The organism is Roseateles sp. So40a, assembly GCF_048081605.1.
Classification (GTDB): Bacteria; Pseudomonadota; Gammaproteobacteria; order Burkholderiales; family Burkholderiaceae_C; genus Roseateles.
Genome location: NZ_CP182288.1, coordinates 5690528 through 5710767 on the forward strand (window position 1 = coordinate 5690528; position 20240 = coordinate 5710767).

The following is a 20240-nucleotide window of genomic DNA, read 5'->3' on the forward strand; positions in this document are numbered from 1 at the left end:
CGATTCGTGGACGGCGGCCAGTCCGGCCGGGGATGCCCCCGATCATCGGCCCAATCCCGTGACTTGCGTGCAAGCCACGGACAGGCGCTGGCAGCCTTTACTTGTCGGCTTTACCGATTGCCGGTCATCGGCACTCGGCAGGAGCGCTGTTTGCCGCGCTCATGCCGCTCTCGTCACACGCTCGGCAATCGGCGGGTCCACCGTGCCGGGGAACGCGCGCCTGAGGCCGTCAGGGTCAGGACTTGCCGGCGGGATCGGCCGGCGGCGAAGAGCGCACGACCGTCAGGTCGCCGCTCGCCAGCCAGTCTGCCATTGATTGGCCGTTGTCACGGCGCAATGCGCCCCCGGGGTCCTGCGTGCCGGTCACGCCCTCCCACCCGTTGCGTCCCGCGCGCTTGACCGCGTAGAGCGCCTCGTCGGCCAGCGCGACGGTGGCGGCCCAGTCCAGCGCGCGCGGATGCGCTGGCGACAGCGGGAACGCCGCGAAGCCCACCGAGCAGGTCACGTCAACCTGCCGGCCCTCGCCCAGGTCGAAGGGCGCGCCGCTGACCTGCCGCCGCGCGCGTTCGGCCAGCTCGGCCGCGAACCGGCGCGAGGTGTCGCGCGCCACGATCAGGAATTCCTCGCCGCCCCAGCGCACGAGATAGTCCGCCTCGCGGAACACGGCGGTGAGGCGCTCGCGCATCTGCTGCAGCACCGCGTCGCCGGCGGCGTGGCCGAGCCGGTCGTTGAGCGCCTTGAAGTGGTCCAGGTCCAGCAGGAAGAAGATGAGGTCGGCATCATCGGCCGGCGCGAGCGCCTGCTCATGGCGGCGCACCGCGAGCGCCACGTCCGCCTCGATGTGCTGCGTGAGGAAGCGCCGGTTGCGCAAGCCGGTGAGCGGATCGGACAGGCTGGATTCCTCCAGCGCCGCGGTCTTGGCCTGCAGGTCGCCCGACAGCCGTTCCAGCTCTGCGGTGCGCGCGCGCACCTTGATCTCCAGCGCCAGCTGCGAGCGGCGCAGGTACGCGGTCCGCAGCGCCACCAGCGCGTAGACCAGCGCGATCACCGCCGCGCTGCCCAGCGTGCGCGCCCACCAGGTCTGCCACCAGTCCGGCATCACGCGCACGGGGATGCTGAGCTCCAGCGGGCTCCACACGCCGTTGCGGTTGGTGCCGCGCACCCGGAGCCGGTATTGGCCGGGGTCGAGGTTGGTGTAGACCGCCACGCGCAGGTCCGCGCCGGTGCTGATCCACTCCGGATCGAAGCCCTCGAGTTGATACGTGTAGCGGTTGCGCTCGGGCTCGCTGAAGTCGAGCGCCGCGAACTCGATGCTGAAGCTGCGGTTGCTCGCGTCCAGCGTCAGGCCGTCGCGCGGGAGCTTGCCCGCGGCCAGGCGCTGGCCGTCCACGCGCAGCTCGGTGGCGACGAGCGCCGGCTGATACGCCCAGGCCTCGAAACGCTCCGGCGTCACGACGAGCACGCCCTTGCTGCCGCCGAACAGCAGCCGGCCGTCGCGCGTCTTCAGGTAGGCGCGGAACCAGCCGGTGCCGATGTCCACGCCGTCCGCGTTGGTCAGCTCGTAGTAGCTGTCCTTGGCCGGGTCGTAGACGAAGCTCTGCGACCAGATGCGCCCCTCGGCGTCCTCGAGCAGGTTCGCGCCGAACGCGCGGCCGAGCACGCCGTGCTTCTCGCTGATCCGATCGAACTCGGCCTCGCGGCCGTCCCAGCGGGTGAGCAGGTGCAGCCCGGCGGCGGTGTCGACCCACAGGCGCTGACGCGAATCCACGAGCAGGCCGACGATCGAGTGGTGGCTCATGTCGCGGCCCGGCCGGGCCCGCGCGGGCAGGAGCTCGGTGCCGCCGGCCTCCAGGCGGAAGAGGCCCTTCTCGGTGCCGACCCACAGCCCGCCGTCCTCGGTCTCGGACAGCGCGTTGACGTCGCCGGTGAGCGGCTGGCCGCCGTCCTGCAGGAGCCGCGTCGGCGTGGCGGTGGCCGCGGAGCCCGGCGGGAGCTTGAAGAGGCCGTCCTGCGTGCCGATCCACAAGGTGCCGTCGCGGCCCGCGAGCAGCCGCCGCGCGCGGCCGGTGCCGGCCTGGATCACGCCGAGCAGTTGCCGGTCGCGCGTGTAATGGTGCAGGCCGCCATCGCTGCCCAGCCAGATCGTGCCGTCCTTCATCTGGACGAGGCTGGAGATGCGGCCGCCCGACAGTCCGCCGCGCTGACCGGGGGCGGGCCGCAGCGTGGCGATCGAGCGCAGTTGCTCGTCGAGCACGGTGACGCCGCTCTCGTTGCTGCCCAGCCAGATCTCGCCGGAGTCCAGCTGCACCATCGCGCGGGTGCTCGGATCGATGAGCTGGGGCAGCTTGCCCGGGTCGCGGCCGCGCACCCAGGTGCTGGTGTTGGCGGGGTTGTGGCGCTGCAGGCCGCCGCCGTAGCCGCCGGTCCAGATCCAGCCCGCGCGGTCGCGCATCAGCGCGCGGACCTCGTTGCCGCCGAGGCTGCCCCGGTTGAGCGGGTCGTGCTTCATCACGCGCAACAGCTCGCCGCTGGCGACGTCGCGCAGTTCCAGGCCGCCGTTGCGGCCCAGCCAGAGGTGGCGGTCGTCCAGCGCGACGAAGCTGTTCACCGAGCCGTTGCCGGCGTCCTCGGTGCGTTCGAGCAACTGGCCGCGGCCGGTCTTCGGGTCGACGAGCACGAGGTCGCCCTGCTGCGTGCCGGCCCAGATGCGGCCATCGGGCGCCTCGAACAGGCTCAGCACGATCTTGCCGGCGAGTCCGGGCTGGCCGGGCGTGGAGAAGACGGGTTCGAAGCGGTCGGAGCCCGCGCGCTTGCGCGACAGCCCTTTCCAGGTGCCGACCCACAGGCTGCCTTCGCGGTCCACGGTCAGGGCCTGGACGCGGTCATCGGGCAGGCTGCCGGGCGTCCCGTCCTGATGACGGAAGTGCTGGAAGCGGCCCTCGACCGGGTCGTAGCGGTCCAGGCCGTGGCCGATGGTGCCGATCCACAGCACGCCGTCGCGGTCCTCGGCCAGCGCGCGGATCGTGCCGGCGGACACGGCGCTGCGCGGCTGCTGCGGATTGGCGTCGGAGCGGAACAGCGAGAGCTTCTCGCTTTGCGGGTCGTAGGCGGCGAGGCCGTCGGCCTCGGTGCCGATCCACAGGCGGCCGTCGCGCGCGACCAGCAGGCAGCGGATGAAGCCCAGGCTGCGGGCGGAGCGCACGCCGTTCTCCAGCGGCGTGCCGGGCTGGCGGAAGTGGTAGCCGTCGAAGCGCACGAGACCGGCGCCGGTGCCGATCCACAGGAACCCGGCGCGATCCTGCGCGAGCGCGGAGATGACATTCAGCGGGACCGGCGCGTCGATGCCGACGGTCTCGAAGCGGGGCTCGGCGAGGAGCGGGACCTCAGACGCTGGAAGCGGTGCCGAGGCGGCGCGCGAGGGCTCGGGCAACGCCGCGGCCCCGCCCGACGCGATGACCAGGGTCAAGGCGACGGCGGTGCACAGACTCGGCAGCAGGGAAAGGGCACGTCGTCGCAGCATCGCGGAGGATGCTAGCTGCCCGGTGTGCCGGATTGCGGCACCGGCGCGACACGCAGGCCCCGTCAATGAGGGGCCTGACGGGCGGTCTGCGGATAAACCCGGGGCTTATTTGGCCAGCGGCAGCGTGATCGCGTCGATGCGGGCGAGGATCTCCGGCGTCAGCTTGGGCGTGACCGCCAGCGCGCCGAGGTTGTCCTGCAGCTGCGACAGCTTGCTCGCGCCGAGGATCACCGTGGACACACGCGGGTTGCGGTTGATCCACCCGATCGCCAGCTGCGCCAGCGAGCAGCCCAGCTCCTGCGCGATCGTCGCCAGCTCGCCGACCGCCGCGTTGCGCTGCGGTTCCTGCAGCTGCTCGCGCAGCCAGGACATGCTCTCCAGCGCGCCGCGGCTGCCCTCGGGGATGCCCTGGCGGTACTTGCCCGTCAGCAGACCCGACGCGAGCGGGCTCCAGGTCGTCAGGCCCAGGCCGATGTCCTCGTACAGGCGGGCGTAGTCCTTCTCCACGCGCTGGCGATGGAACAGGTGGTACTGCGGCTGCTCCATCACCGGCTTGTGCAGATGGTGGCGTTCGGCGATCTCCCAGGCGGCGCGGATCTCGTCGGCGCTCCACTCGCTGGTGCCCCAGTACAGCGCCTTGCCCTGCGTGATCATGTCGCTCATCGCGCGCACGGTCTCCTCGATGGGCGTGTGCGGATCGGGACGATGGCAGTAGACGAGGTCGATCTCGTCCAGCCCGAAGCGCTTGAGCGAGCCGTCGATGGCCTGCATCAGGTACTTGCGGTTGAGCGTGTCCTTGTAGTTGACGGTCGTGCCCGACTTGTCGATGCCCCAGTAGAACTTCGTGGACACGACGTAGGTGTGGCGGCCCCAGCCCAGCTGCTTGAGGACCTGGCCCATGATCTCCTCGCTCTTGCCCAGCGCGTAGGCCTCGGCGTTGTCGAAGAAGTTCACGCCGGCGTCGCGCGCCGCGGCCATCAGCTCGACGGCCGAACCCGTGTCGACCTGGTTGTGATACGTCACCCAGGAGCCCAGGGACAGTTCGGACACCTGCAGGCCGCTGCGGCCCAGTCGACGGTATTGCATGCGTTTCTCCTCAAAGAGGCGCGCAGCGTAGCGGATGCCGCGCACGGGTGCTGGTCGGCATGCCGAATGCCCCCGTCCTCGCTGTCGTCGTGATGTCACCGTTGACGACAAGACTGCAGCGCGCCCCCTCCGACCCGCGAGATCGCCATGAGCCAGAAACCCCTGTTGAACCTGATCCAGAAGGACGCCGAGTCCGGCCCCGCCGAGTCGATCGACCACACGCGGCGCCATCTGGTGCGCGGCGCGCTGGCGGCCGGCGCGCTCGCGGGCCTGCCGCTGGCGGGCTGCGGCGGAGACGGCGGCGGCAATGACGCGCCGCAGGTCGCGGTGGTCTTCAGCCATGGGGTGGCCAGCGGCGATCCGCTGTCCGACCGGGTGATCCTGTGGACCCGCGTGCTCGCGGCGGACAGCGCCGATGCGCGCGATGTGCCGGTCACGTGGGAAGTCGCCAGCGATGCCGGCTTCACGGCGATCGTCGCCAGCGGCACCGCGACCGCGCGCGCCGCCAGCGACTTCTGCGTGAAGGTCGACGCGATGGGACTCGCCGCGGCCACGCGCTACTGGTATCGCTTCAAGGCCTACGCCGCGGTCTCCTCCGCCGGCCGAGCGAAGACACTGCCCGCTGCCAACGCCAACGTCGCGCAGGTGAAGCTGGCGGTGTTCTCCTGCGCCAACTATCCGACGGGCTTCTTCAACGTCTACGCCGAGGCCGCCAAGCGCGCCGAGGCCGAGGCCTACGACGTCGCGCTGCACCTGGGCGACTACCTCTACGAATACGGCCCCGGCCAGTACGCGAGCACGAACGCGCAGGCCCTGGGCCGCGTGGTCGAGCCGCAGAAGGAGATCATCGCGCTGGCCGACTATCGCCGCCGCTACGCGCAGTACCGGTCCGATGCCGACCTGCAGCGGCTGCATGCCGCGCTGCCGATGATCGCCGTGTGGGACGACCACGAGGTCGCCAACGACGCGTGGAAGGACGGCGCACAGAACCACCAGCCCAGCACCGAAGGCGAATACGCCGCGCGCCGCGCCGCGGCCGTGCAGGCGTGGCACGAATGGCTGCCGGTGCGCGACGGCAGCGACCCGCTGACGATCTACCGCGGCTTCGACTTCGGATCGCTGCTGTCGCTGCACATGCTCGACACCCGCGTCATCGCGCGCGACAAGCAGCTGGACTACGCCGACTACCAGTCCGCATCCGGCCTGGATAGCGCGAAGTTCCAGGCGGACATGGCGCGCACCGATCGCACCTTGCTCGGCGCGACGCAGTCGCAGTGGCTGCAGTCGCGGATGCAGGCCTCGAGCGCGACCTGGCAGTTGCTGGGCCAGCAGGTACTGATGGGCCGCATGAACATTCCCGCGCCGATCCTGCTGGAGGTCAACGTGCCGGGCAGCGGCGTGACGGTGTCGCAGTACGCGGCGATCGTGGCGAAGGCGCAGAGCAATCCGGCGTCGCTGACCGCGCAGGAGCTGGCCATCCTCAACGCGCCCAGCATTCCCTACAACCTCGACGCGTGGGACGGCTACGCGGTGGCGCGCGAAACGCTGCTCGGCACTGCGCGGCAGCACGACAAGAACCTCGTCGTGCTGGCCGGCGACACGCACAACGCCTGGGCCAGCGACCTGCTGGACGCGTCCGGCCGGCAGATCGGTGTGGAGTTCGCGACCTCCTCGGTGAGCTCGCCCGGCTTCGAGGCGGTGCTGACGGATCAGGATCCGGCCCAGCTCGCCGCGAACCTGACGCAGTTGATCGGGCCGCTGGTCTACGCGGACACCTCGCGGCGCGGCTTCATGGTCGTGACCGCGACGGCGGCCGAGTGCCGCTGCGACTGGGTCTTCGTCAGCACCATCCTGGACAGGACGTACACGGCCGGCGTCGGACAGTCGCTGCGCACGCTGCCGGGCGCGGGGCAGCGCCGGGTGCTGGCGCTATAGTCCTTCGCCATCGGCCGCCTGACGCGGCCGCAGCAGTTTCGGGTCGACGCCATGTCCCAGCCAACAGACTCTTCCGCGCACGCGGCCTCCCCGACGGACGCCGACGCGTTCGATGCCTCCTTCGACGGTCATGCTCCGCCGCTGCGGCTGGCCGTGATCGGCGCGGGCCCGGCCGGCCTGGCGCTGGCACTGCTCGCCGCCCGATACCTGCCCCAGGCGCAGATCAGCCTCTTCGACGCCCGCCCGCTGGAGCGCGACGTCTCCGGCGATCCCCGCACGATCGCGTTGTCGCTGGGCAGCGTGCAACTGCTGCAGCGGTTGCGCGTGTGGCCCGCGTCGCAGGCGCAGGCGATCCGCGAGGTCCACGTGAGCCAGGCGCCGCCCACGCTCTCGAGTCCCTTCTTCGGGCCGGCGGGCGAGCCGGAGGTGCGCATCTCCGCCGCCGAGCAGTCGGTGCCGCAGCTCGGCGCGGTGTTGCCCTATGGACACCTGGTCGCGCCGCTGCAGGCCGCGTGGCAGCAGGCGAGCGCGCTGGAACCCCATCGCCTGATCAGCCGCTTCGGTCAGCCGGTCGATGCGATCAAGCAGGATCGCCCCGATGAGGTCGAGATCGACGCGGGCATCGCCGAGCGTTTCGACCTCGCGGTGGTCGCCGAGGGCGGCGTGTTCTCCGACCAGGCGCGCAAGTCGCTCACGCACGATTACCGGCAGAACGCCTGGGTGGGCACGGTGACGCTGTCGCCGGACAGCCCCGTGGGCGTGGCCTACGAGCGCTTCACGCGGCGCGGCCCGCTCGCCCTGCTGCCGCTGCCCGATCGTGACGGCCAGCGCCGCGCCGCGCTGGTGTGGTGCCAGGGCCAGGATGAGGACGAGGTCGCCGGCCTGACCGACGCGCAGCGGCTGACCGTGATCCAGCATCAACTGCCCGAGCGTGTCGGCCGCCTGCAGGCGATCAGTCCGCTGAAGTGTTTCCCGCTGGGCCTGAACGCCGAGCGCACGCTGGTCGAGGGGCGCCGCATCCGCATCGGCAACGCGGCGCAGACCTTGCATCCGGTGGCCGGCCAGGGCCTGAACCTGGGCCTGCGCGATGCGTTCGCGCTGGTCGAGGCCTTGCGTCGCGATCCGCAAGTGGACACCGCGTTGCGGCGCGTGGAATGGCAGCGCGCGCCCGATCGCTGGGCGACGATCCTGACGACGGATTTCCTCGCACGCACGTTTGCCTGGCGATGGCCGGGCCTGCCGGCGGCGCGGGGGCTGGGGCTCGCGGCGCTGCAGGCGCTGCCGCCGCTCAAGCGCGCGCTGGCCGGCCAGATGATGTTCGGCCGGCGCTGAGCGCGGGCTGTTCCGCTCGATGAGCAGTCCCTCCGAGCAGGCCGCGGACGCCGGCCCGTCGACCCTCCACGACCTCGACCACACGCACGCGCGGCCCGGCACGACGGCCTACCGCCGCATCGCGCTCGCGCTCTTCCTGGCGGGATTCACGACCTTCTCGCTGCTGTACAGCGTGCAGCCGCTGCTGCCGCTGTTCGCGGCGGAGTTCCATGTGGGTGCGGCGGCCAGCGCGTTGTCGCTGTCGCTGGCGACCGGGGCGCTGGCCTTCGCGATCCTGTGCGCCGGGGCGCTGTCCGAGAGCATGGACCGCAAGCGGCTGATGTTCGCGTCGATGGCGATGGCGGCGGTGCTCAACCTGATCGCGTCGGTGGTGCCGAGCTGGCACGCGATGCTGCTCGCGCGGGCGATCGAGGGGCTGGTGCTGGGCGGGGTGCCCGCGGTGGCGATGGCCTATCTGGCCGAGGAGATCCATCCGAACGGCCTGGGCCGCGCGATGGGGCAGTACGTGGGCGGCACGGCCTTCGGCGGAATGATGGGACGCGTGGGCGTCAGCGTGTTGAGCGACGCCTTCGGATGGCGGCCCGCGCTGTTCGTGGTCAGTGTGCTGGGGCTGCTGGCGGCGATCGGCTTCTGGTGGCTGCTGCCGCCGTCGCGGCACTTCGTGCGACGGCGCGGCGTGACGCTGTCGGAGCACGTGGCCGCGTGGCGCGGACACCTGACGCATCGGAGCTTGCCGCTGCTGTTCGCGATGGGCTTCCTGATGATGGGCATGTTCGTCGCGGTCTACAACTACGCCGGCTTTCGGCTGATGAAGCCGCCGTTCTCGCTGAGCCAGAGCGCGATCGGGCTGATCTTCTGCGCGTATCTGTTCGGCATCGCGGCGTCGGCGACGGCGGGCAGCCTGTCGGACCGTTTCGGCCGTGCGCCGGCGCTGTTGTCGGGGATCGCGCTGGCGACGGCGGGCGTGGTGTTGACGCTGGCGACGTGGCTGCCGGCGGTGATCGCGGGGATCGTGCTGCTGACGATCGGGTTCTTCGTCGCGCATTCGGTGAGCAGCGCGTGGGTGGGCGCGCTGGGCGGGCGCAGCAAGGGGCATGCGGCGTCGCTGTACCTGCTGGCGTACTACATCGGGTCGAGCACGCTGGGCGCGATGGGCGGCTGGTTCTGGGACCACAGCGGATGGACCGCGCTCTCGGGCTACGCGCTGGTGGTGCTGGCGGTGGCCGCGGGGGCGGCGTGGGGGCTGAGGGCGAGGCAGCAGGCTTGAGGCGAAGCACACTGCTTTAGGCCATTTCGCTGGGCGCGAGGATTCGAAGAATGCGTCCTCTCACGACCCGCGAGATGACCCATGCCCCTTCATCCGATCATTGGCGAGCCATCGCCATTCGCCGTCTTGCCACCGACCGAGGAGGATCGCTACTTCGCGCAGCCCGCGCAGGCGCGGCCAGCCGTCCCCTTCAACGACGACCTCCTCGATCCCGAGCCAGGGCTCGACCCGATGCGAGCCGCGCGTTGCGCCTGCATCCAGTCCGGCGCCTGTCCGCCCGATCGACGCTTTCTCTCCGACTTCCTGGTGGACTTCACCTGGGCGTCATCCCTCCTGGAGGGGAGCAGTTACTCCTCGCTGGATACCGCGGCCCTGCTCGCCTGCGGCGAGCGCAATCTCGCCAAGCCCCTGGATGACGCGGTGCTCGCGCTGAACCATCAACGGGCTGCGGAACATCTGTGGGAACACCGGGCCTTGTCGATGGAGAACGTCTGTCGGATGCATGCGCTCCTGACCGATGACCATGGGCTGGCGGAGGTCTGTGACTGCGATCATTTCCTCCCGATCGAGCAGCGAGGCAAACCCCGCGAGTTCGAGGACGTCCGCTTGCACCAGTCGGCCTACCTGCCGCCGTTTCGTCCGGGCACCGGCCATGCGACCTCGCTGCTGGAGCGGGTGATCGTCATCGCGAGGACCCTGCACCCGGTGCAGGCGGCGTTTTATCTGTTGACCCGGATGGCCTACATCCAGTCCTTCGCGAACGGCAACAAGCGCACGGCGCGCATCGCCGCCAATCTGCCCCTGCTGGGCAGCGGACTGCTGCCGCTGTCATACGTCGACGTCGACAAGGCGGAGTACCTCCGCGGCATGGTGGCCTTCTATGAACTCGGCAGCGTGCACCTGATCGAGCGCGTCTTCCTGCGGGCCTATGCCAAGTCCGTGGTGCGAGCCTGCCTGCTGCCGCAATCGGCGCCGGAGAAGGGCATCGACATCGGTGCCCAGATCGACGCCATCAGCGAGGAGTTGGTCGCCTACGTCCACACCGGAAACCGACCCGCCTCGCCTCGTGCCGACGCTTTCCTGTCGTGGCGGGCAGCCGCCTGATCACGCACCTCCCTGGCGCACCTGTGCGGGATGTCCATCACCCTGACACGAGGCTGAACGCGGCGCTCGGGGTTTGCGAGTACGTAATCGCATGCGTGCAATTCGACACGCTTCATGCACCATGCACCGAGAAGGCTGACGCCGTGCGTCCGGCTGTTTGTTGTACCGGCGCTCGAGGGTTGGCATTCCGACCCCTCATGGACCCAGATCATTCGGAGACAAACATGAAGTTCAGCGCGCGTTGGATCACCGCTACCGCCCTGGCCGCCGCCAGCTTCGCCGCCACCGCGGCCGACCCCATCAAGATCGGCGTCTCAGGCCCGTTCACCGGCGGTTCGTCGTCGATGGGCGTCAGCATGCGCGACGGTGTGCGATTGGCAGCCCAGGAAATCAACAAGAACGGCGGCGTCCTCGGCCGTCAGATCCTGCTCGTCGAACGCGACGACGAGGCCAAGAACGAACGCGGCGTCCAGATCGCCCAGGAACTCATCAACCGCGAGAAGGTCGTCGCCACCGTCGGCTTCATCAACACCGGCGTCGCCCTGGCCGCCCAGCGCTTCTACCAGGACGCCAAGATCCCGGTGATGAACAACGTGGCCACCGGCTCCGTCATCACCCAGCAGTTCAAGGACGCGCCGGAAAACTACGTCTTCCGCAACGCCGCCCACGACTCCATCCAGGCGCCGATGATCGTCGAGGAAGCCATTACCCGCCGCGGCTTCAAGAAGGTCGCCATCCTCGCGGACTCCACCAACTACGGCCAGCTCGGCCGCGCCGACCTCGAGAAGGCCCTCGAGCTCAAGGGCATCAAGCCCGTGGCCGTCGAGAAGTTCAACATCAAGGACGTCGACATGACGGCCCAGCTGCTCAAGGCCAAGGAAGCCGGCGCCGAGGCCGTGCTCACCTATGGCATCGGGCCCGAGCTCGCGCAGATCGCCAACGGCATGACCAAGCTCGGCTGGAAGGTGCCGATGGTGGGCAGCTGGACGCTGTCCATGGCCAACTACATCGACAACGCCGGCCCCGGCGGCGAGGGCGCGCGAATGCCGCAGACCTTCATCCAGGAACCGACCACGCCCAAGCGCCAATCCTTCATCGTCTCCTACCTCAAGACGTTCAACCCGAAGAACAGCCGCATCGACTCGCCGGTCTCCGCCGCGCAGGGTTATGACTCGATCTACCTGCTGGCCGCCGCGATCAAGCAGGCCAACAGCATCGAGGGGCCCAAGGTCAAGGCCGCGCTCGAGGACCTGAAAACCCCCGTCGAGGGCGTCGTCACGACCTACAACAAGCCCTTCACCAAGACCGACCACGAGGCCATCACCGCCAACATCCCGGTGTTCGGCGAGGTCAAGGGCCAGCGCGTGGTCTACGCCTACGAGGCCGACTTCAAGGCGGCCTCCGAGGTCAAGGTCAAGGACGTCAACGCCAAGGGCGCCCTCACCCAGAAGAAGTAAACCCGATGACGGCCGCCTCGCGCGGCCGTTCCTCTTTCGGCCGCAGTCCCGGGCCGAGCCTGCCGGAGCGCCGTCCCGCGACGACGCTCCGCTCCCTCCAGCAGTTCCGGACGCCGTATGCAGATCCTGACTCAACTGGTGTTCAGCGGCATCGCCCTGGGAATGATCTACGCGGTCATCGCCTTCGGCTACCAGCTCACCTTCTCGACCTCCGATACCCTCAACTTCGGCCAGGGCGACGCGCTGATGCTCGGCGCGCTGGTCGGCCTGACCCTCGTCGGGCACGGCGTGAACTACTGGGTCATGATTCCGATCGTGTGCCTGTTCGGCGCGCTGCAGGGCGCCTTCGTCGAACGCATCGGCGTGCGACCCGCCATCAAGATCAAGTCCGAGTTCGGCTGGATCATGTCCACCATCGCGCTGGGCATCATCTTCAAGAACGTGGCCGAGAACGTCTGGGGCCGTGACGACCTGAAGTTCCCCTCGCCGCTGCCCGAGGCGCCGATCAAGTTCCTCGGCGCCAACGTGCTGCCGATGGAGATCCTGGTCGTCGGTGGCGCGCTGGCGATGATGCTGACCGTCGAGCTCTTCAACCGGCGCTCCATCTACGGCCGCGCCGTCGTGGCGACCTTCAACGACCGCGATGCCGCCAAGCTCATGGGCATCAACACCGGGCTGGTGATCACCTTCTCGTATGCGCTGTCCTCGCTGACGGCGGCCTTCGCCGGCGTGCTGATCGCCCCGCTCACGCTGACGGGCGCGACGATGGGCGCGGTGCTCGGCCTGAAGGCCTTCGCCGTGGCCATCATCGGCGGGCTGACCTCGGGCATGGGCATCATCGTCGGCGGGATCATCCTGGGCATCGCCGAGACCACCACGGGCTTCTACCTGTCCACCGGCTACAAGGACGTGCCGGGCCTCGTGCTGCTGCTGATCGTCCTGGCGGTCAAGCCGGCCGGGCTGTTCGGCAAGACCGCGATCAAGAAGGTCTGATCCCCCATGACGACGAAGATCTCTCCGCAGAAATTCATCGCCGCCGTCATCGGGATCGTCGCGCTGTTCGCGTTCCCGCTGGTGTCCGGCAATCCGTATTACATCCACCTGGTCGAGACGATCCTGATCTACGCGATCGTGCTGTTCGGCCTGGACATCGTCGTGGGCTACACCGGCCAGGTGTCGCTGGGCCACGCGGGCCTGTTCGGCGTGGGCGCCTACACGGTCGGCGTGCTTGTGATGAAGCTGGGCCTGCCGGTCTACGTCACGCTGCCGGCCGCGGTGGCGGTCACTGCCGCGTTCGGCGCGCTGCTGGCGCTGCCCGCGCTGCGCGTGACCGGTCCGTACCTGGCGATGGTGACGCTGGCCTTCGGGACCATCATCCAGATCCTGATCAACGAGATGGATTTCCTGACGCACGGGCCCATGGGCATCACGCTCACCAAGCCCCAGCTGATGGGCCACACGATGACCGAGGACGAGTACTACTGGCTGGTCGCCGTGCTGCTGCTGGCGTCGCTGGTCTTCGTGCATCGCGTGCTGCGCTCGCACCTCGGGCGCGCGTTCGAGGCGCTGCGCGGCAGTCCGGTCGCGTCGGACTGCATGGGCGTGTCGGTCTACCGCTACAAGGTGTACGCCTTCGTGATCAGCGCCGGACTCGCGGGCCTGGCCGGCGGTCTGTACGCCTACTCCGAGCAGTACATCTCGCCCAACACCTACAACTTCGAGCTGACGGTCTTCTTCCTGCTGGCCATCATCATGGGCGGCCGCAAGACCCGCACCGGCGCGCTGCTGGGCGCGGCGATCGTGGTGGTGCTGCCCAAGCTGCTCGATGACCTGGAGCTGTTCCGCTACGTGTCGGTGATCTTCGCGATCGTCGTGACCGCGGTGACGATGGTGGCGTATCGCCGCGGCAAGGTCGACCTGAAACAGGCGGCCATCCCGGTCGTCGGCAGCGTCGCGCTGGCGGGCCTGTCCTTCGTGCTGCAGTCGATGACCGACTGGCGGCTGTCGATCTTCGGCCTGATCACGCTGTTCGTCGTCTACTACCTGCAGGACGGCATCGTCGGCTTCGTGCGCGGCGCGCTGCACATCAAGGCCAAGCCGGTGGGCGAGGGCGGTCCGGTGGCGGAGAAACCCGCCGACGCGATCGCCGCGGCCGGCTCGGCCGGCGGCGGCGAGGAGCTCCTGATCGACGCGCGCGGCGTGCTGATGCAGTTCGGCGGCCTGAAGGCGCTGAACAACGTCGACCTGCAGGTGCGCCGCGGCACGATCCACGGCCTGATCGGCCCGAACGGCTCGGGCAAGAGCACGATGATGAACGTGCTGACCGGCATCTACGTGCCGACGGCGGGCGAGCTGAAATTCGTCGATCGCTCGCTGGTGGGGCGGACCTCGGCGGACATCGCGTTGTCGGGCATCGCGCGGACCTTCCAGAACGTGCAGCTCTTCGGCGAGATGAGCGCGCTGCACAACGTGATGGTGGCGCTGCATCACAGCTTCGGCAGCAACCTGCTGCAGGTGGCGCTGCACTCGCCGCGCTACAACGACGAGGACGCGAAGGCGCGCGCGCGGGCGCTGAGCCTGCTGGAGTTCGTCGGCCTGGCGGACCTGGCCTTCGAGGAGGCGCGCAACCTGCCCTACGGCAAGCAGCGCCTGCTGGAGATCGCCCGGGCGCTGGCGCTGGATCCGCGGCTGCTGCTGCTGGACGAGCCCGCCGCGGGCCTGACCGCGCCCGACATCAAGGAGCTGATGCGCATCATCGGCAAGATCCGCGATCACGGCATCACGGTGATCCTGATCGAGCACCACATGGACGTCGTGATGGGCATCTGCGACGTGGTGTCGGTGCTGGACTTCGGCCAGAAGATCGCCGAGGGCCGACCGGCCCAGGTGCAGGCCGATCCGAAGGTGATCGAGGCCTATCTCGGCGGCCAGGCGGCCTGAGCGCGGAGCGGGACAGACATGCTCAAGATCGATCAACTGCATGCCGGTTACGGCAAGGTCGAAGTGCTGCACGGCATCTCGGTGGAAGTGCCCAAGGGCAAGGTGGTCACGCTGATCGGCTCCAACGGGGCCGGCAAGACGACGACGATGCGCGCGGTGTCCGGGATGATCGCGCCGAGCGCCGGCCAGATCACGCTCAACGGCAAGCGCATCGACGGCCTGGAGTCGTATCACATCGCCCGGCTGGGGCTGGCGCACTCGCCCGAGGGACGGCGCGTCTTCGCCACGATGAGCGTCACCGACAACCTGCGCCTGGGGGCGTTCCCGCGCTACACCGGCGCGCGGCCCAAGGGCGATGTCGAGGCTGACCTGGAGAAGGCGATGGAGCTGTTCCCTCGCCTGAAGGAGCGGCGCCAGCAATTGGCGGGCACGCTCTCGGGCGGCGAGCAGCAGATGCTGGCGATGGCGCGCGCGACCATGCTCAACCCGGAGGTCGTGCTGCTGGACGAGCCCTCGATGGGCCTGGCGCCGATCCTGGTGGATGAGGTGTTCCGCATCATCGAGCGGCTGAAGTCGCAGGGCGTGACGATGCTGCTGGTGGAGCAGTTCGCCGCGGCCGCGCTGGCGGTGGCGGACTACGGGTACGTGCTGGAGAACGGCCGCATCTCGCTGCACGGCGCGGCGGAGAAGCTCCGGACCGATCCCGCGGTGAAGGCGGCCTACCTGGGCGGCGGGCACTGAGCGCCTGACCGGAATCTGGGAGAACTTCACTCGAAGCAGTCGGCATTCGCGGCGCGTTGACCGCGAATGGGCCGGTGTGGCGGCACGACGCCTTCCCTAGAGTCAGCGTTCCGCTCCCTCCGAGGGGCATGCCGATCCAGGTGGAACGATGACGACTGACCACTCGACTGCCGCGCCGACCGACGCGCCACGAGCCCCTGACCGCCCGCCCGTCGAGGCGTGGCAGGCGCAGGGGCTCTATCCGTTCTCCGGGGATCCGGAGACCTCCGTCGAGGTGCTGGAGCGCCAGCTGTTCGACCAGGTGGCGTGGCATCTGTCGCGATTCCATCCGGTGTTCCAGACGCTGTCGCCCGAGGCCGTGGCCCTGCAGTTCCGGCTGCTCCGGCAAGCGGTCGAATGCGGCCCGGAAGAGCTTCAACTCCTGCTGACGGAGGTGCTGAACCTTCCGGCCGAGGAGCGGCAGATGATGGCCGAGCTGCTCAAGGATGTCTCCCTGGCCTCGGTGATCCGCGAGACGCATGTGGTGACGCAGCGGCTGCAGTTGCTGGATGGGCTGGAGACCTTGCTCTTCGACGATTCGATCCAGCCGCATGTCCGCGAACGCGGCGAGCTCCATCGCATCGTCTCGCGCAATCCCTGGCTGTTCGGGGACGAGTTCGCGCTGTCCGTGGACAACCGCTCCCTGACGGAGGTGCTGCGCAAGCACCGGGCGTTGCTGGGCAGCGAGGTGGAGATCGACGAGCCGATCGGCGGGGGAGAGGCGCGTGACGCGTCCGACGACAAGGTGGGTGGCAAGCGGGCCATCATCGATCTGATGTTCTCCCGCGCGACAAGGCGTCACCAGCCGGCGACGCTGGAACACCTGGTGGTCGAACTCAAGGCGCCCCGCGTGGCCATCGGGCGCAAGGAGATCAACCAGATCACCGGTTATGCGCTGGATGTCACCGGGGATGAGCGCTTCCGGTCGGTGAACGTCAGGTGGTCGTTCTGGCTGGTGGGCCGGGAGATCGAGGAGGGCTCACGCAGTCATGCGAGGCTTCAGGAGGAGCTGCATTCGCGCATGCCGTTCGACTACGCCGTGCACATCGTGACCTGGGCGCAGTTGATCGACGAGAACCGCGCCCGCCTCCAGTTCCTGCAGGAAACCCTGGACTACAAGGCCAGCCGGCAGGCGGGGTTGAAGCACCTGCAGCGCCGCTATCCCGACTGCCTGGGCGAGGTCGTCATGCGCGCGCGTGAGCCGCAAGCGGCCTACGCGCGCGGCCGTTGACGGTCAGACGAACATGCCGCCCGAGGCCTCCACGCGTTGCGCGGTGATCCAGCGGTTGTCGTCCGAGAGCAGCGAGGCCACGACCGGCCCGATGTCGTCGGGCAGACCCACGCGGCCCAACGCGGTGACCGACGCGACGAAGCGGTTGACCTCCGCGTTGTCGCGCACGGTGCCGCCGCCGAAGTCGGTCTCGATGGCGCCGGGTGCGAGCGTGTTCACGCGGATGCCCCGCGCGCCGAATTCCTTGGCCATGTAGCGGGTCATCACCTCGACGCCGCCCTTCATCGTCGCGTAGGCGCCGTAGCCGGGCAGCGCGAAGCGTGCCAGCCCGCTGGACACGTTCAGCACGCTGCCGCCGTCGTTGATCAGCGGCAGCAGCGTCTGCGTCAGGAAGAACGGACCCTTCAGGTGGACGCGCATCAGCTCGTCGAACTGCGCCTCGGTGGTGTCCGCCAGCGGCGCATGCACACCGATACCGGCGTTGTTGACCAGGTGGTCGATGCGCTCGCGCTGCCAGTGGGTCTGCAGCGTCTGGCGCAGCGCGGCGGCGAAGGCCGGGAAGCTGCCGCTGTCGCCGACGTCCAGCGCCAGCGCCGCGGCGCGGCCGCCCAGTGCCTGGATCTCGTCGACCACCGCCTGCGCCTCGGCCTGCTGGCTGCGGTAGGTGATCACGGTGTCGATGCCCTTGCGCGCCAGGTGCAGCGCCGCGTTGCGGCCCAGGCCGCGGCTGCCGCCGGTGATCAGCGCGAGAGGACCTTGGGTAGGGGAAGTCGTCGTCATGGAGAGCTCCTGTGGAACACGGGGTGGATCGGATGACTGAACTCTATTGATCGGCAGGATTTGCATAAACTGGCTGATAATGATTTGACCGTTCGTTCAGGATGAACAAATGAGCGCTTTGCCGGAGACCTTGCCCGCCTCACCGCCCCCGTCGATCGAGACGCTGCTGGTGTTCGTCCGCGTCGCGGAGCTGGCGAGCTTCACGCAGGCCGCGCAGAGCCTGGGCCTGCCCAAGGCGAGCGCCTCCACCGCGGTGCAGCGCCTGGAGGCCAGCCTGGGCACGCGGCTGTTCCACCGCACGACGCGGCGGGTCCAGCTGACGCAGGACGGGCAGTCCTGCTACGAGCGCTGCAAGGACCTGCTGGCCGACCTCGACGACATGCAGACGATGTTCCAGCCGGCCGCCAGCGGGCTGCGCGGCCGCTTGCGCGTGGACATGCCGATGCGCCTGGCGCAGGACCTGGTCGTGCCGCGCCTGCCGGAGTTCCTGGCGGCGCACCCGGGGCTGGAGGTCGAGCTCAGCAGCACCGACCGCCGCGTGGACCTGGTGCGCGAAGGTTTCGATTGCGTGCTGCGCGTGGGGCCGCTCAGCGACTCCACGCTGGTCGCGCGGCCGCTGGGGGCGCTGGCGATGGCCAACCTGGCCAGCGCGGCCTACCTCGAGCGCTTCGGCGTGCCGCGCACGCTGGAGGATCTTGCCGGGCATCGGCTGGTGCAGTACGTGACGACGCTGGGCCAGCGCTGCCCGGGATTCGAGTGGTGCGACGACACCGGTGCGACGCGTTTCCAGCCCATGGCCGGCGCGCTGACCGTCAGCGATTCCGGGTCGTACGCGGCGGCCTGCCTCGCGGGCCTGGGCATCACGCAGGTGCCGCGGCATGGCCACGAGGCGGAGGTGCTGGACGGCCGGCTCGTGGAGATCCTTCCCGACTTCCTGCCCGCGCCGATGCCGGTCCACCTGCTCTACGCGCACCGCCGGCAGCTGCCGCGGCGGGTGCAGGCCTTCATGCAGTGGCTGGCGGAACTGATGGCGCCCCGGCTGTTACCGCTATCCTCTGGGTCCTCGTCCCCGATCGCCTGAACCGCCTTGCGTTCCGAACCCGTCTTGGACCCGCTGACCTCGCTTCCCCCGCAAGCCCGCGCCGCGCTCGCTGCCGGCGATGCCGCCGCTGCGTTGCCGCTGGGCGAGGAATGGCTGCTGCTGGCGCTGGAGCAGGGCGACGTGCCGCTGCAGGCGCAGGCGCTGCTGCATCTGGCCCGTTGCGATCGCTCGCTGCACCGGCCGGGCGAGGCCCGCGGCCGCAGTGAGCTCGCGGCGCGGATGTTCCGTCAGCTCGGCGATGCGCCGGGCGAGGCGGGCGCGCTGTCGGTGCTCGCGCACAGCGCGTCGCTGGCGGGGCATCACGAGGAGGCGATCGAGGCGGCGCTGCTCGGGCTGCGACTGGCGCAGTTGCGCGGCGACGGCACGGCGCTGGTCGTCGCGCTGCAGGACCTGGGCGCCTGTCACGTGTGGGCGCGCAATTTCGACAAGGCGGCCGAGGTGTTGCGCCAGGCGGTGGATGCCGCGAACGCGTGCAAGCCTCGGCTGAGCCCGTTGACGGCCTGCCTGTGGCTCGCGATGGGCTCGTTGCTGGCCTACGCGGGAGAGCGGGAGCAGCGCGGGCAATTGCCGCCGCTAGGGCCGCTCGAGGGCCATCTGATCAACGCGCGGCATCTGCTGGCCGAAGGCGACGCGGAGTCGCAATGCTGGTGGACGCTGATGCAGACGATGGCGCAGATCTGGAAGGGCGCGACGGCCTTCGCGCAGCCGGAGCTGCAGCAGACGCTGATGCAGCTGCCCGCGCAGGAGCGGCATTGGCTCGCGTCGCTGGCGGGCTGGGTGCAGGCGGAGCTCGCGTGGTCGCGGCGCCTGTGGCCGCAGGCGCGGCGCGCGGCGGCGCAGCTGGTGACCGACGCGGACCTGGTCCAGCATGAGCCGCTGGCGCAGCTCGGGGAGCTGATCGCCAGCCAGATCGAGGAACAGCAGGGGCAGCCGCAGCGCGCGCTGCAGCGCATGCGCGCATTGCGGGAGCGCGAGGCGCGCGTGCGCATCGCCAGCCTGGCGAGTCGCGAGGCGACGGTGCAATGGCAACTGGACGCGCGGCGCAGCGAGCGCGACCGGGTGCAGCTCGCGCATGAGGCGCAGCGGCTGGAGAAGCTGTCGATGGAGGACCCGCTGACCGAGCTGGCCAACCGGCGCAGCTTCGAGGATCACGCGCGGGCGCAACTGGCGGCGGGCGGGGTGGTGAGTCTGGCGCTGATCGACGTGGACCACTTCAAGCAGGTCAACGACCGGCACTCGCATCTGGTGGGTGATCAGGTGCTGAGCCAGATCGCGCGGCTGATGCGGCAACACGTGCGGGAGCACGACGTGGCGGCGCGGCTGGCGGGCGACGAGTTCGTGCTGCTGCTGCGCGGCGCGACGGAGGAGGTCGCGCAGCAGGCCTGCCGTCGACTGGACGAGGCGGTGCGCCGGCACGACTGGAACGCGGTGTCTGAGGGGCTGCGGGTGAGCATCAGCATCGGCGCGGCGCAGCGCGAGGACGGCGACACGCTGGAGACGCTGATGGCACGCAGTGATGCGGCGATGTACGCGGCCAAGCGCGAGCGCCAGCACGCGTCGACCGCGGGGACCTGGCTCACCGACGAGAGCGAAGGCGAGGGCGATTCGCCTGACTGAATCGAGTCACTGTTTCATAGCGACGAATAGCCGAGATGCGCCTATTCATCGTGGTTGCAGCGGATAGGGACACGGCCTGAAACACAGAT

At 69.6% G+C, this 20240-nt stretch carries 14 protein-coding genes; 11 read left to right on the forward strand and 3 right to left on the reverse strand.

Annotated features, from left to right (window positions below; translation table 11 throughout):
* Positions 1 to 235: 235 nt before the first annotated feature.
* Positions 236 to 3466 (reverse strand): two-component regulator propeller domain-containing protein, encoded by a 3231-nt coding sequence (locus ACNI65_RS25935; RefSeq protein WP_416760448.1) that lies wholly within the window; start codon positions 3464 to 3466, stop codon positions 236 to 238.
* 159 nt (positions 3467 to 3625) lie between these two features.
* Positions 3626 to 4606, reverse strand: coding sequence for a potassium channel beta subunit family protein (locus ACNI65_RS25940; protein ID WP_416760449.1), 981 nt, complete (start codon positions 4604 to 4606; stop codon positions 3626 to 3628).
* 147 nt (positions 4607 to 4753) lie between these two features.
* Between ACNI65_RS25940 and ACNI65_RS25945 the strand changes: the two genes are divergently transcribed.
* The 9 genes from ACNI65_RS25945 to ACNI65_RS25985 all read left to right on the forward strand — a co-directional run bounded on the left by ACNI65_RS25945 (position 4754) and on the right by ACNI65_RS25985 (position 16652).
* Positions 4754 to 6541 (forward strand): alkaline phosphatase D family protein, encoded by a 1788-nt coding sequence (locus ACNI65_RS25945; protein WP_416760450.1) that lies wholly within the window; start codon positions 4754 to 4756, stop codon positions 6539 to 6541.
* Between the two features lie 51 nt (positions 6542 to 6592).
* A complete protein-coding gene (locus ACNI65_RS25950; protein WP_416760451.1) occupies positions 6593 to 7873 on the forward strand; it encodes an FAD-dependent monooxygenase in 1281 nt (426 codons plus the stop codon).
* Positions 7874 to 7892: 19 nt separating this feature from the next.
* Positions 7893 to 9140, forward strand: coding sequence for an MFS transporter (locus ACNI65_RS25955; protein ID WP_416760452.1), 1248 nt, complete (start codon positions 7893 to 7895; stop codon positions 9138 to 9140).
* A gap of 81 nt (positions 9141 to 9221) precedes the next feature.
* Complete coding sequence (locus tag ACNI65_RS25960) at positions 9222 to 10244, forward strand: Fic family protein (RefSeq protein ID WP_416760453.1); 1023 nt, start codon at positions 9222 to 9224, stop codon at positions 10242 to 10244.
* Between the two features lie 224 nt (positions 10245 to 10468).
* A complete protein-coding gene (locus ACNI65_RS25965; protein ID WP_416760454.1) occupies positions 10469 to 11701 on the forward strand; it encodes an ABC transporter substrate-binding protein in 1233 nt (410 codons plus the stop codon).
* Between the two features lie 117 nt (positions 11702 to 11818).
* Positions 11819 to 12694 (forward strand): branched-chain amino acid ABC transporter permease, encoded by an 876-nt coding sequence (locus ACNI65_RS25970; RefSeq protein WP_416760455.1) that lies wholly within the window; start codon positions 11819 to 11821, stop codon positions 12692 to 12694.
* A gap of 6 nt (positions 12695 to 12700) precedes the next feature.
* Positions 12701 to 14641 carry an ABC transporter permease subunit gene (locus ACNI65_RS25975; RefSeq protein WP_416760456.1) on the forward strand — a complete coding sequence of 647 codons (1941 nt, stop codon included), beginning with the start codon at positions 12701 to 12703 and terminating at the stop codon, positions 14639 to 14641.
* Between the two features lie 18 nt (positions 14642 to 14659).
* Positions 14660 to 15382 carry an ABC transporter ATP-binding protein gene (locus ACNI65_RS25980; RefSeq protein ID WP_416760457.1) on the forward strand — a complete coding sequence of 241 codons (723 nt, stop codon included), beginning with the start codon at positions 14660 to 14662 and terminating at the stop codon, positions 15380 to 15382.
* Between the two features lie 148 nt (positions 15383 to 15530).
* Entirely contained in the window at positions 15531 to 16652 is a 1122-nt protein-coding gene (locus tag ACNI65_RS25985; protein ID WP_416760458.1) for a histidine kinase, read from the forward strand.
* A 3-nt stretch (positions 16653 to 16655) separates the two neighbouring features.
* Here ACNI65_RS25985 and ACNI65_RS25990 read toward each other — a convergent pair whose 3' ends face one another.
* A complete protein-coding gene (locus tag ACNI65_RS25990; protein WP_416760459.1) occupies positions 16656 to 17432 on the reverse strand; it encodes an SDR family NAD(P)-dependent oxidoreductase in 777 nt (258 codons plus the stop codon).
* Positions 17433 to 17541: 109 nt separating this feature from the next.
* Between ACNI65_RS25990 and ACNI65_RS25995 the strand changes: the two genes are divergently transcribed.
* Both ACNI65_RS25995 and ACNI65_RS26000 read left to right on the forward strand, forming a co-directional pair.
* The gene (locus ACNI65_RS25995) at positions 17542 to 18513 is read left to right on the forward strand and encodes a LysR family transcriptional regulator (protein WP_416760460.1); all 972 of its coding nucleotides are present in this window, start codon (positions 17542 to 17544) and stop codon (positions 18511 to 18513) included.
* Between the two features lie 24 nt (positions 18514 to 18537).
* Positions 18538 to 20151, forward strand: coding sequence for a GGDEF domain-containing protein (locus ACNI65_RS26000; RefSeq protein WP_416760461.1), 1614 nt, complete (start codon positions 18538 to 18540; stop codon positions 20149 to 20151).
* Positions 20152 to 20240 lie beyond the last annotated feature (89 nt).

Excerpts from the sequence above, each read along its gene's own strand:
- ACNI65_RS25940 (WP_416760449.1), bottom strand. The coding sequence starts at position 4,606 with ATGCAATACCGTCGACTGGGCCGCAGCGGCCTGCAGGTGTCCGAACTG.
- ACNI65_RS25945 (WP_416760450.1), top strand. The coding sequence starts at position 4,754 with ATGAGCCAGAAACCCCTGTTGAACCTGATCCAGAAGGACGCCGAGTCC.
- ACNI65_RS25950 (WP_416760451.1), top strand. The coding sequence starts at position 6,593 with ATGTCCCAGCCAACAGACTCTTCCGCGCACGCGGCCTCCCCGACGGAC.
- ACNI65_RS25955 (WP_416760452.1), top strand. The coding sequence starts at position 7,893 with ATGAGCAGTCCCTCCGAGCAGGCCGCGGACGCCGGCCCGTCGACCCTC.
- ACNI65_RS25960 (WP_416760453.1), top strand. The coding sequence starts at position 9,222 with ATGCCCCTTCATCCGATCATTGGCGAGCCATCGCCATTCGCCGTCTTG.
- ACNI65_RS25965 (WP_416760454.1), top strand. The coding sequence starts at position 10,469 with ATGAAGTTCAGCGCGCGTTGGATCACCGCTACCGCCCTGGCCGCCGCC.
- ACNI65_RS25970 (WP_416760455.1), top strand. The coding sequence starts at position 11,819 with ATGCAGATCCTGACTCAACTGGTGTTCAGCGGCATCGCCCTGGGAATG.
- ACNI65_RS25975 (WP_416760456.1), top strand. The coding sequence starts at position 12,701 with ATGACGACGAAGATCTCTCCGCAGAAATTCATCGCCGCCGTCATCGGG.
- ACNI65_RS25980 (WP_416760457.1), top strand. The coding sequence starts at position 14,660 with ATGCTCAAGATCGATCAACTGCATGCCGGTTACGGCAAGGTCGAAGTG.
- ACNI65_RS25985 (WP_416760458.1), top strand. The coding sequence starts at position 15,531 with ATGACGACTGACCACTCGACTGCCGCGCCGACCGACGCGCCACGAGCC.
- ACNI65_RS25990 (WP_416760459.1), bottom strand. The coding sequence starts at position 17,432 with ATGACGACGACTTCCCCTACCCAAGGTCCTCTCGCGCTGATCACCGGC.
- ACNI65_RS25995 (WP_416760460.1), top strand. The coding sequence starts at position 17,542 with ATGAGCGCTTTGCCGGAGACCTTGCCCGCCTCACCGCCCCCGTCGATC.